We start from the raw sequence: 12,173 nt of genomic DNA on the forward strand, positions 1-12,173 counted from the left end.
TTATTTATAGATTCTCTGTGGTAGGAGATGATTTTTATCGAGAATAAAGTCATCAATGAAGTCTTTGATGATTGGTCTAAATAATTTCTTCTGCCAACGATATACATTTTCAAAGATCCGCTCAAACTGGTTCTTTTGTATCTCGACGTAGGCCATCAAGGCTGCAAAAATATGATTCAAAATCAGTTTAGATCGTCTTACTTGAAACTTTTCAATATGACAAACCTGTTTAATCACTCGGTGATATTGCTCTATTTTCCAATGACTTGAATGTAATTCATGAAAACCCTCAAAGGACAATAAATCATCTTCATCTTGATGCACAATATAAAACCTCTGCTGTTCTTTTAACTGAGTCTTAAATAATTGTACAAAGCCAAAATCTTTGAGCCAGACCACTTGACCCTGATGAAAATCTGGCAATAAACGCAGTTGAAACCATTGTCCTTTTTCTGGGGAAACCTTACGGTTACAGTCGATACCAAACATAAATCGAATACCATATTTTCTTATGGTTTTTAGATTTCCAGTCGATGAATACCAACTATCACCTGTAATAAATTGAATCTTTGCACCCCAACTGAGTACTTCACTTAACATATCCATAAAGTAATCATTCTTGGTTTTACTTTCAGATTTGTCATAAATTCGGAAATTAATTGGAATATTTTGACCATTTTGATCTGTCGCATACAAGGTAATGAGATTAATACCCTTGACGGATCGGTGGTGTTTGCCTGACCAAAAATAGCTAACTAAGTCCATATGCTGACTATATGGTTTATCTAAAACAGTATCATCAATACTGACTATAAGTTTATTATTATCAATATGTTGAATTGATTCTTGATATAGGTCGTGAGGTGTGTAGTCTTCACGCTCTAGAAAGCGATTTACACTATCATGCGAGATGTTATAAGTCTCGGCAAGTTGTGTGCAGCTAATAGAGTTCGGTTCTGTCATGAGAAAGCCCATATAAATGGGTAGAGTACAGGTTGCTGTAGAAGCATGTTTAATTCGTCTAATCACAGATACTTTATAAAGCATTTTAATACTTTTTTGAATCTGTCAATGCGTAAGTCCTAATAACTTAGGTTTAGAACTTGGTTTGCAAGGACGTTTGGCACAGAATTTAGATATGGTCTCGACTTTGGCGCTGACTCGTTCACGCTTAAAAGAGATCGATGTCGCTGAATATCAAGGCCATCAAACTCAGAATGTTCCTAAAGTACGCTTTGCAACTTATTTATCGTATCAATTGCCACAAGTAGAAGGCTTAAGACTACTGGCTGGTACACAATACAGTTCAAGTAAATATGCCAATAAAATAGGCAGCGTAAAAGTTCCAAGCTACACAGTTTTTAATGCTGGTGCAGCTTATAACTTTAAAGCTAATGGCTATGAAAACACGTTAAGATTCAATATTGATAATTTATTTAATAAAAAATATTGGAGAGATGCGGGAAGCTTCTTTGGGGATGATTATTTGTTCCTAGGCGCTCCACGCACCGCACAATTTTCTTGGTCGGTGAATTTCTAAATCCAATTCACTGATATAAATAAAGACGGTCTGACTTAAAATTAGATCGTCTTTTTTATATGGAATTCTGTTATTCGATTAATAAAATTCAAATTTTTATATCGTTGTAAACAAAAAATAGAAACGAAACATTGTATGTCATCATCTAAAGAATATTTCCTAATTACATACACACCCTTATAGCAATAATTCAATCAATATCCTGATAGTTTTTCAGCTCATGATGAAGCTCATTCAGGTTAGAGCACTGAAACCCATAAAAACACACAACTATGAATTTTATTCATCTTTTGGTTAGATTAAATCATTTTTACTCATGTGAACATTCATGTATAAATTATTTCATACAGAAATTCAGGTTTTATCTTAGAGATTAGGGTAGTAGTACAATGAGTAAAAAATTTACATGTTCTATTAAAAGTATTCGTTTTGATGAAAACTATCATCCTTCAGAAAGTACACGTCTTACAACTAACTTTGCAAATTTAGCAAGAGGTGAGAGCCGTCAAGAAAATCTACGTAAAACCTTACAAATGATCAATAATCGTTTCAATGACTTAGCACATTGGGATAATCCAAAAGCGGATCGTTATTCAGTTGAAATCGATATTATTTCAGCAAATATGGATATCGAAGGTAATGGTCATGCATTTCCAGTTATTGAAATGTTAAAAACAACAATTGTTGATCATCAGACAAATAAGCGTATTGATGGCATGGTAGGTAATAGTTTTTCATCTTATGTGCGTGATTATGATTTTAGTGTCTTATTATTAGAACACAGTAAAAATCAAGCAAAATTTAGTGCGCCAGATAACTTTGGTGTATTACACGGCAAGCTTTTTAAACACCTAATCAACTCAGCGGCATATAAAGCGAATTTTGATAAAGCACCTGTGATATGCCTGAGTGTGTCGAGCACAAAAACATATTATCAAACTGCAAATGTACATCCTGTATTGGGCGTTGAATATCAACAAGATGAATATTCTCTAACTGATGAATACTTCAAGAAAATGGGATTAAAAGTACGTTATTTCATGCCTGCTAACAGTGTAGCGCCATTAGCTTTTTATTTTTCAGGTGATTTGCTAAGTGATTACAGCAACCTAGAACTCATTAGTGCAATCAGCACAATGGAAACATTCCAAAAGATTTACCGACCTGAAATTTACAATGCTAACTCTGTAGCTGGCAAATGCTATCAACCAAGTTTGAAATACCAAGATTACTCTTTAACGCAAATCGTATACGACCGTGAAGAGCGTAGTCAGTTAGCTGTAAAACAAGGCAAATTCACTGAAGAGCAATTTATCAAACCATATCGAGAGATTCTCGAACAGTGGGCTGAGAACTACACCGAACAAAATTATGCTGCTGTGTAAACCGATATAGAAGATTACTGATTATGAAAAGATTATTACCGACATCAACTGCTGGCAGCTTACCAAAACCTTCTTGGTTAGCTGAACCTGAAAAACTTTGGTCGCCATGGAAACTCCAAGATGAACAACTTTATGAGGCTAAGCAAGATGCTTTAAGACTGTCGCTACACGAGCAATTACACTCGGGCATTGATATCGTAAGTGATGGTGAACAAACTCGCCAACATTTCGTCACAACGTTTATTGAACACTTAGATGGTGTTGATTTCCAGAAACGTGAAACGGTTCGAATTCGAAATCGTTACGATGCAAGTGTTCCATCCGTTGTGGGTGCTGTCAGTCGTCAAAAACCTGTATTCGTTGAAGATGCTAAATTTTTACGTCAACAAACCAATCAACCGATCAAATGGGCATTACCAGGTCCTATGACCATGATTGATACCTTATATGACGGACATTATAAAAGCCGTGAAAAACTAGCATGGGAATTCGCAAAAATTTTAAATCAGGAAGCGAGAGAACTCGAAGCAGCTGGTGTTGATATCATCCAGTTTGATGAACCTGCATTTAATGTATTTTTTGATGAGGTCAATGATTGGGGTGTTGCAACTTTAGAAAGAGCGCTAGAGGGTCTGAAATGTGAAACAGCCGTACATATTTGCTATGGCTACGGTATTAAAGCCAATACAGATTGGAAAAAGACATTAGGTTCAGAATGGCGTCAATATGAAGAAGCCTTTCCTAAGCTTCAACAATCTAAAATTGATATCGTTTCGCTAGAATGCCAAAACTCTCGCGTACCAATGGATCTAATTGAACTAATTCGCGGTAAAAAAGTGATGGTAGGTGCGATCGATGTTGCTACTAATAATATCGAAACACCTGAAGAAGTTGCCGATACATTAAGAAAAGCTTTGCAATTTGTTGATGCTGACAAACTTTATCCATCAACCAATTGTGGTATGGCACCGTTGTCTCGCCATGTAGCGAGAGGCAAACTTAATGCTTTAAGCGCAGGTGCAGAAATCGTTCGAAAAGAACTATCTAACTAATATTTTGAGCTAAATAGGATTTATGGTTTGCAATCAAAATGATGATCAAGCCATGAGTCTCTTTTAGCATCAATCTTGATCAAAGATCGCATCTATTTAAAAACACATGCAGATGGTGTGCCTAAGAAATGGAATAGCATGATATTGCTAAATCTAAAAGGTACGGTTCAATTGAGGAACAATTTAATGATTGAAGCAATAGACTTTAGAAATGCAATGTCTTTATTAACAAGTGCAGTGAGTGTTGTAACAACGATTGGCTCTACAGGTCGATATGGATTTACGGCATCAGCTGTGTGCAGCGTGACAGATTCACCACCAACACTTTTGGTATGTATGAATATCGCTTCTAGCTCACATACACACTTTGTTGAAAATAAAATTCTCACTGTGAACGTCTTGGCGGCACATCATCAGCATATGTCTAAAGTGTTTTCATCAAAGATGAGTCCTGAAGAACGTTTTAAATATGGCAGTTGGACAGAATTAGAAACTGGCGCACCTGTGTTAAAAGATGCTTTGGTTAGCTTTGATTGTCAAATTGAGCAGATTCAAGAAGTTGGAACACATACAATTTTTATTTGTCGTATCGTTGCTATCCAACAAGGTCAGCATGATCAGGGGTTAGTCTACTTTAACCGTGCTTATCATCAAGTTGGGCAGATTGCAGAAATTGCCTGAGCCAACTATCTATTCATCCCTTTATTTTAAGAAAATATCTCGTGGAATTAATCATTTTTTTAGCCATCGGGGCTTTAGCTGGTTTCGCTGCTGGACTCTTTGGTGTCGGTGGTGGGCTCATTATCGTTCCACTTTTATACATCGTATTCACTCAAATGGGATACCAACCAGATGTCATCATGCATATGGCTTTGGGAACCTCATTGGCAACAATCATTGTGACTTCTATTAGTTCATTGATCGCCCACAATAAAAACAGCGCCGTGATTTGGCCTGTATTTAAAAATCTAACACCAGGACTAATCCTTGGTTCATTTTTAGGAGCTGGTATTGCGGGGTTACTTTCTGGTGCAAATTTACAGTTGATCATCGGGATATTTGTGATCTGGGTTGCTTACAAAATGTTCTTTGGGGCGAAAAATGTAATCGATCAGGGTAAGGTATTACCATCAACAACTCGACAAATATTTGCAGGTACAGGCATCGGAGTTGCTTCAGCAATTTTTGGTATTGGGGGAGGGAGTTTAACCGTTCCTTATCTAAATCATTATGGTGTAGTCATGCAAAAAGCCGTCGGCACCTCGGCAGCATGTGGCTTACCAATTGCCATCGCAGGTGCTTTAGGATTTATATTTTTTGGTATGAAACAGCATATCAATGTGCCTAACACTATTGGTTTTGTACATATCTATGCATTTTTAGGTATTAGCATTATGAGTTTTATGACTGCTAAGCTTGGAGCTAAAACAGCACATATTTTATCGCCAATCGTACTTAAAAAATGCTTTGCTTTAATGTTATTGATCGTTGGATGTTTCTTTCTTTACAAAGGCATGTGATAAAAATCTTCTCCGTATAGCTCACTTTTCTGTGAGCTTTTAAAATCTTTGTCTAGTATTTAACAAATCAACAGCAATCTATATTCTCCATCTATCTCTATCGGTGCTCTATGCACACAGGGTAAAACTTGTTGTGTTGGATGGTCGACTGCCAAACGCCATAGATGACCTAAACCTAAATTAACAGGTTTACTCTCAGGTTTTGCTCGGTAGTGCAAATCAAAGAAATATTCTTCTAAAAAATTCTCAAATTCGGCTTCTGGTCCATCATGTAGATTTTTTAGTTTTTCTCTAATTTCAGGAACTAGAATCTTTTGCTCAACTTGATCGTTTAGCAGAATCTCACTTGCCGCACCGTAATAGGTACATAAAAAAGTATCTGTTGGAATAGGCGAGCGATCAACATGAAATGAATAAACATCTGTCGAAATAAAATCTAACTCATCATCACGTTCGTAATTTTGAATTAAGTTAAGCGTAGGTGATGCGCCAAGCTCTGTTAATTGCTGAATATCCGCAATTATGATTTCTCTTGCTAAACGACCATGTTCAGAAAGTTGTAAAGCCAATAAATCATCAACTGAAATCTCAGTGACATTTTGCTTTAGCTGAAGTTTTTTGACGATTTCTTGAAAATCCCCATTAAGATTTCTATACCAACAAATCGCATTTCTATCTCCTTGAAAATTAGAACTGACAAGTTCGGAGAAACTAGAAACCACGCTAATTTGCTTGTGGTTAGAAAATGCATTCTTCATAAAAAGAAGTTTATCAAAAAGAAAATATGTTTAATGATACACAGTTCGATCACGTTAACAACGATAGATGGAATAGTATTTTTCAAACATTTAATTTTTCATACCTTATAACAATGAAATAAAGGGTTTTAAATAGACACTGAGAAAGTTATTTTCCACATATCGTTATGAGCAAATTTATGCTCAAAAACTTATATAAAAAATAATTATGCGCAAATATATTCACAAAAATAAAAAAATAGAGTATTTTTGAGAAAATAATTGCTCATTTACATCAATGAAAAAATTAACAATACAGGCGTTACTTGATCAAAGTTGGTTTGATATTGCTGAACTAACATTATTAGAACCTAAACTAGGCTCAGCAAGTGCCAGTGAATTAGCTTACGATTTAGAATACGCAATCCACAATTTGGACAAGCGAGATGAGCATGCCTGTAGTTTGTCGCTACCTATACAAATACTAATAAAACATGAATCTAGTTCATGGTTTGGTTTTTTAGATGATATTGTTCCATCAGGTGCTGCACGCCGTTATTGGGTGAATTTTCTAGGTCTACAAAGACTAACGCATGCTGAGCAAGATAGTATTTTATTAGAAAAAGGTGGCATCGCACCCGTAGGCAATTTGAGAATAAAAGAAGCTCTTCCACCAATCAATCCTGAATCAACTCTGCATTTACGTTATTTTAGTCAAAGTGATGTTGCTGACCGAAATGTAGATTTTCTTGAATATGCACAGCAAATGGGTGCAATTAGTGGTGGTGCAACAGGAGCGGGTGGTGAAGCTCCTAAATTATTGATTCGTGCTACAAAAGATCAAAATATTTGGATTGATACTTATCAACAAAACTTTGATCAACCTGATCAACACTATCTAGTTAAATTCCCTAGAAATAATCGTAGTGAGATCGACTGTAATATTCTCAGAGCAGAATACTATTACTATCAAGAGCTAAAAGAGTTGGGTTTCAATACCATTGAAACTACAGAAATGAAGCTGATCGAAGGTGAAAAATATCCATCTTTATGGCTACCAAGATTTGATGTTGAATGGCACAACCAAAAATGGCATCGTCATGGGCTTGAATCTGTCTATTCCGTATTAAATAAAGCTTCGGGTAGCCATCTCAATCACTTTGAAGTGATTGAAAATCTATGCAATTTACTGATATCTATTGATTCAGAGTTTGATTCAGAACAATTCGTTTGTGAGTGGTTACAGCGAGATTTACTCAATATTATTTTTGGTAATTCTGATAATCATGGGCGAAATACTTCATTTCTAAAACAATCTGGAAAAATTTCGCTTGCTCCAATTTATGATTTTGCTCCAATGAAAGCTGATCCAGAAGTTGTTACAAGATCAACAACTTGGGGAAGTCCTTATGAGGAAGGAGGAGAATATCAATGGGAGCAAATTACACAAAAGCTTGCACATTTATGCGATCCGAATTTGTCTCTATCTACATTGAAATCTTTAGCAAGTCATCTTGTTGGGCTAAAACAAAGATTAATAGATAAAGGTGTACCAAAACAAATTATGGAGATTCCAGCGCTTTCATTTGACTATGTTGAAGCTAAATTAGAAAGATGGGAACTATTATGAATACAAAAAATCAGACTCAAGATCGTCAACAAGTTCTTATTGATCTATATATGCAGTACTTATTGAATGAAATCACATTAGGGCAATTATTGGCGTATTTGCGAAAAAATATTCTTGGTATGTCTCAGGAACAATATGCAAATTTAGTCGGTGTAAGTCGCAGGACGTTAACTGATATTGAACAGGACAAAGGAAAACTTACTCAATCTGTTTTAGACAAGGTATTTAAACCACTTGGATTGAAAGCAGGACTTGTACCGACTCATGAGCACATTGTGAGAAAGATCATTAAACCATCAGAATGAGATCAATGGCTATGGAACATATAGTTTCCTGATAAAAGATATTAAGAATCGGCTAATTAAAATGCTGGGACTAGGGTTTTGATAGCTGAGATTTCTGTTTGGCTTTTTGGAGTAAGACATACAAATATAAGCTTTCTACTTTTTCACGTGCCCATGGTGTGGTACGCAAGAATCGCAATGATGATTTAACACTTGGATCTATGCAAAAACATCTAATTTCAATTTTACGACTTAAGCCTTCAAAGCCACCGTAGTAATCCAATAATTCATCCAAAATGTCAGCAAGTTTTTTGCCGTGTAGAGGGTCATTGGAGGTGTTCATAATAGAGCAACAATATTTTGGAAGACCACCATTATAGCCTAGGCTAGTTAAAAATGAGAGAGTTGGAATTTGAACGTAATTAAAATAGAAATCACTTAAGTTATTGAATAGTAGTTAAGGAATAGAAAAGATGAAGTTATTGCCAGGTGTAAGTAATTTAACTTATGTTCACCTAGAATCTAGTTCACAATTAAATTTATGTTTAATAAACAATAAATTTAATTACTTAGAGCACTAAAGTGATAAATTATAAAATATTTGGTTCATGAACCTAGCTATGAATACATATTCTCCTACTAAAAAGATCTTAATAATAGACTCAGTTTTTCTGGGAGAGTGGTGGCAGTCCACCACTAATTAAAAGGTGTCTACAAAATTGGTGGCAGTCCAAGAATAGACGAAATTTGTCTAGGAGAGTGGTGGCAGTCCAGTGGCATCTTTCTAATATTTTTAATAATAAATTTTATTAAGAAAATAAATGAAAAAAATATTAGTAAAATCATCCGCAAAACTAAAAATGTATTCAAAAAATTGATATATTAAAATTCAAGTAAAAACTATATAGGACTTACGCATTGACGGATTCAAAAAAGTATTAAAATGCTTTATAAAGTATCTGTGATTAGACGAATTAAACATGTTTCTACAGCAACCTGTACTCTACCCATTTATATGGGTTTTCTCATGACAGAACCGAACTCTATTAGCTGCACACAACTTGCTGAGACTTATAACATCTCGCATGATAGTGTAAATCGCTTTCTAGAGCGGGAAGACTACACACCTCACGACCTATATCAAGAAGCAATTCAACATATTGATAATAATAAACTTATAGTCAGTATTGATGATACTGTTTTAGATAAGCCATATAGTCAACATATGGACTTGGTTAGCTATTTTTGGTCAGGCAAACACCACCGATCCGTCAAGGGTATTAATCTCATTACCTTGTATGCGACAGATCAAAATGGTCAAAATATTCCAATTAATTTTCGAATTTATGATAAGTCAGCAAGTAAAACCAAGAATGATTACTTTATGGAGATGTTAAGTGAAGTACTCGATTGGGGTGCAAAGATTCAATTTATTACAGGTGATAGTTGGTATTCATCGACTGCAAATCTAAAAACCATAAGAAAATATGGTATTCGATTTATGTTTGGTGTCGACAGTAACCGTAAGGTTTCCCCTGAAAAAGGACAATGGTTTCAACTGCGTTTATTGCCGAATTTTCATCAGGGTCAAGTAGTCTGGCTCAAAGATTTTGGCTTTGTACAATTATTTAAGACTCAGTTAAAAGAACAGCAGAGGTTTTATATTGTGCATCAAGATGAAGATGATTTATTGTCCTTTGAGGGTTTTCATGAATTACATTCAAGTCATTGGAAAATAGAACAATATCACCGAGTGATTAAACAGGTTTGTCATATTGAAAAGTTTCAAGTAAGACGATCTAAACTGATTTTGAATCATATTTTTGCAGCCTTGATGGCCTACGTCGAGATACAAAAGAACCAGTTTGAGCGGATCTTTGAAAATGTATATCGTTGGCAGAAGAAATTATTTAGACCAATCATCAAAGACTTCATTGATGACTTTATTCTCGATAAAAATCATCTGCTACCACAGAGAATCTATAAATGATAGTGCGTAAGTCCTACTATATTTAATTTACATAAGTTTGCATAATTTACATATTGTTGCGCACAGTGAGGGGTATATGTCTAAAAAGGATTTGTCAGAACGTGAGATTTGTACTCGTTTTATCTATCCTGCTCTAATAAATGCAGGGTGGACAGCGCAACAGATCCGTGAAGAAGTGACTTTTACAAAAGGTCAAATCATGGTTCGTGGCAAATTGCATACTCGTGGTGAAACCAAACGTGCAGACTATATTTTCTACTATAAAAAGAACATCCCGATTGCGGTGATTGAAGCCAAAGACAACAATCATACTCTAGGCGCTGGTATGCAACAAGCGCTTGGTTATGCTGACTGTTTACAAACTCCCTTTGTATTTTCCACGAATGGAGATGGCTTTCTTTTACATGACCAGACAGGTTTGTTTAATCCCAATAAGGTGGAAACAGAGTTAGGTTTAGATCAATTCCCAGCACCAGATATGTTATGGAATCTATATCAGCAGCATCATGGTGTAATATCACCTGAAGCAAAAGCTATTGTTGAATTTCCTTATTACGATGATGGTACAGATCGCACGCCACGTTATTACCAAACCAATGCAATTAATAAGACATTAGAAGCAATTGCTCGTGGGCAAGATCGTGTCTTATTGGTTATGGCAACAGGTACAGGCAAGACCTATACCGCTTTTCAGATCATTTGGCGTTTATGGAAATCTGGTGCTAAAAAACGCATTCTCTTTTTAGCTGACCGTAATATTGAACCGTACCGGGTTTGTCGGAGAGTCAATATTCTGAGAGACTATCCCGATGACAAAACCAAACTATACCCCCGAAATTAGAGAAAGAGCGGTTCAATTACTAATTGAATCTGAAAAAGATTATCCTTCTACTTGGGCAGCAATCACAGCTATTGCTCCTAAAATCGGTTGTACTCCTGAAACATTGCGTGTTTGGTATTTAAAGCATCTGGATCAACTAAATCCTGCCAAAGTACAACAGATATCTGACCAAGAAAAAATGAAGCAAATGGAACGTGAAATTAAAGAATTAAAACGTGCCAATGAAATTCTACGTAAAGCAGCCGCTTTTTTCGCCCAGGCGGAGCTCGACCGCCCACACAAATAATGGTGGATTTTATCCATAACAATAAAGATCGATATGGTGTTGAAGCGATTTGTAGAATTTTACCGATTGCACCTTCAACCTATTACCGAACTTTAGATCTCACTGACAATCCAGAACATCGAGCGAAACGAGATCTACATGATGAGTATCATGCTGAACAAATTAAACGAATTTGGAAAGAAAGTTCAGGTCGATATGGTGTACGTAAAGTTTGGCAAAAATTGAAACGTGAGGGTTATGTTATTGCACGTTGTACAGTTGCTAGATTGATGCAAAAGCTAGGTATACAAGGTGTTTGGCGTGGTAAGAATAAACAAACCACCCGTAACCGAGATGACCAAAAACGGGCAGATGATTTAGTGAAACGTAATTTTAATGCTGATCATCCAAACCAACTATGGGTGGGTGACTTTACGTATATTCAAACTCATTCAGGCTGGGTATATACCGCATTTGTTATTGATGTGTTCTCACGAGCAATTGTTGGATGGAAAGTATCTACACGGATGAATACAGATATGGTGCTTGATGCATTAGAGCAAGCATTGCATGATCGAGGCATGCCAAAGAATGTGATTCATCATTCCGACAGAGGTGTGCAATATCTTTCCATTCGCTATACCAATCGTTTAGAAGCAGCAAATTTACGAGCATCAGTCGGTACAACGGGTGATTCATACGATAATGCTCTGGCTGAAACGGTGAATGGCTTATACAAAACAGAGGTGATTGAATATTTAAAAGCAGATTGGCAAGGTTTAGCAGATGTACAACTTGCGACACTAAACTGGGTAGATTGGTTCAATAAAAAGCGTGTACACAGTGCACTGGGTTATGTATCGCCTTTTGAGTTTGAAGCAATGTACTATGATAAGATTAACCCGTTAGGTCAGGTGGCTTAACTTAAA

The 12,173-nt window shown here is 35.9% G+C and carries 11 protein-coding genes, 2 pseudogenes and 1 other annotated feature; of the genes and pseudogenes, 10 read left to right on the forward strand and 3 right to left on the reverse strand.

Annotated features, from left to right (window positions below; genetic code table 11):
* On the reverse strand, window positions 1-1,029 hold the full coding sequence (locus Q9Q86_RS05425) for an IS701-like element ISAba11 family transposase (RefSeq protein ID WP_142028625.1): 1,029 nt from the start codon (window positions 1,027-1,029) through the stop codon (window positions 1-3).
* Window positions 1,030-1,084: 55 nt separating this feature from the next.
* Between Q9Q86_RS05425 and Q9Q86_RS05430 the strand changes: the two are divergent.
* The 5 genes and pseudogenes from Q9Q86_RS05430 to Q9Q86_RS05450 form a co-directional block, all read left to right on the forward strand.
* Window positions 1,085-1,540: pseudogene (locus Q9Q86_RS05430) on the forward strand (TonB-dependent receptor domain-containing protein); the annotation flags it as partial.
* A 389-nt stretch (window positions 1,541-1,929) separates the two neighbouring features.
* Window positions 1,930-2,925: a DUF1852 domain-containing protein gene (locus Q9Q86_RS05435; protein WP_004954402.1), complete on the forward strand. Its 996-nt coding sequence runs from the start codon at window positions 1,930-1,932 to the stop codon at window positions 2,923-2,925.
* Between the two features lie 23 nt (window positions 2,926-2,948).
* Window positions 2,949-3,977 carry a methionine synthase gene (locus Q9Q86_RS05440; protein WP_004911103.1) on the forward strand — a complete coding sequence of 343 codons (1,029 nt, stop codon included), beginning with the start codon at window positions 2,949-2,951 and terminating at the stop codon, window positions 3,975-3,977.
* A 186-nt stretch (window positions 3,978-4,163) separates the two neighbouring features.
* Complete coding sequence (locus tag Q9Q86_RS05445) at window positions 4,164-4,658, forward strand: flavin reductase (RefSeq protein ID WP_005402649.1); 495 nt, start codon at window positions 4,164-4,166, stop codon at window positions 4,656-4,658.
* Window positions 4,659-4,699: 41 nt separating this feature from the next.
* Window positions 4,700-5,497 (forward strand): sulfite exporter TauE/SafE family protein, encoded by a 798-nt coding sequence (locus Q9Q86_RS05450; RefSeq protein WP_039907982.1) that lies wholly within the window; start codon window positions 4,700-4,702, stop codon window positions 5,495-5,497.
* A 59-nt stretch (window positions 5,498-5,556) separates the two neighbouring features.
* On the opposite strand, the gene Q9Q86_RS05455 is transcribed toward Q9Q86_RS05450, so the two are convergent.
* Window positions 5,557-6,255 (reverse strand): DUF1826 domain-containing protein, encoded by a 699-nt coding sequence (locus Q9Q86_RS05455; protein WP_112987653.1) that lies wholly within the window; start codon window positions 6,253-6,255, stop codon window positions 5,557-5,559.
* 277 nt (window positions 6,256-6,532) lie between these two features.
* Between Q9Q86_RS05455 and Q9Q86_RS05460 the strand changes: the two genes are divergently transcribed.
* A complete protein-coding gene (locus Q9Q86_RS05460; protein ID WP_112987654.1) occupies window positions 6,533-7,864 on the forward strand; it encodes a type II toxin-antitoxin system HipA family toxin in 1,332 nt (443 codons plus the stop codon).
* On the forward strand, window positions 7,861-8,169 hold the full coding sequence (locus Q9Q86_RS05465; RefSeq protein ID WP_004954417.1) for a helix-turn-helix domain-containing protein: 309 nt from the start codon (window positions 7,861-7,863) through the stop codon (window positions 8,167-8,169). Before Q9Q86_RS05460 ends, Q9Q86_RS05465 begins: the two co-directional genes overlap by 4 nt.
* A gap of 70 nt (window positions 8,170-8,239) precedes the next feature.
* Here Q9Q86_RS05465 and Q9Q86_RS05470 read toward each other — a convergent pair whose 3' ends face one another.
* Complete coding sequence (locus Q9Q86_RS05470) at window positions 8,240-8,491, reverse strand: VF530 family DNA-binding protein (RefSeq protein ID WP_112987655.1); 252 nt, start codon at window positions 8,489-8,491, stop codon at window positions 8,240-8,242.
* Window positions 8,492-9,109: 618 nt separating this feature from the next.
* Here Q9Q86_RS05470 and Q9Q86_RS05475 point away from each other — a divergent pair.
* The 3 genes and pseudogenes from Q9Q86_RS05475 (at window position 9,110) to Q9Q86_RS05485 (ending at window position 12,167) form a co-directional block, all read left to right on the forward strand.
* Window positions 9,110-10,138, forward strand: coding sequence for a transposase (locus Q9Q86_RS05475; RefSeq protein WP_305156084.1), 1,029 nt, complete (start codon window positions 9,110-9,112; stop codon window positions 10,136-10,138).
* A 76-nt stretch (window positions 10,139-10,214) separates the two neighbouring features.
* Window positions 10,215-10,898: pseudogene (locus tag Q9Q86_RS05480) on the forward strand (DEAD/DEAH box helicase family protein); the annotation flags it as partial.
* 49 nt (window positions 10,899-10,947) lie between these two features.
* Window positions 10,948-12,167 (forward strand): IS3-like element ISAba19 family transposase gene (locus Q9Q86_RS05485; RefSeq protein WP_087486619.1). Its coding sequence is split into 2 segments (ribosomal slippage): window positions 10,948-11,224 and window positions 11,224-12,167, totalling 1,221 coding nucleotides; the frame shifts between segments, so codons are not numbered across the junction.
* Window positions 11,223-11,339: a sequence feature (AL1L pseudoknot), on the forward strand. (Overlaps the previous gene by 117 nt.)
* Window positions 12,168-12,173: the final 6 nt, after the last annotated feature.

The organism is Acinetobacter sp. A22, from assembly GCF_030913345.1.
Lineage (GTDB): Bacteria > Pseudomonadota > Gammaproteobacteria > Pseudomonadales > Moraxellaceae > Acinetobacter > Acinetobacter junii.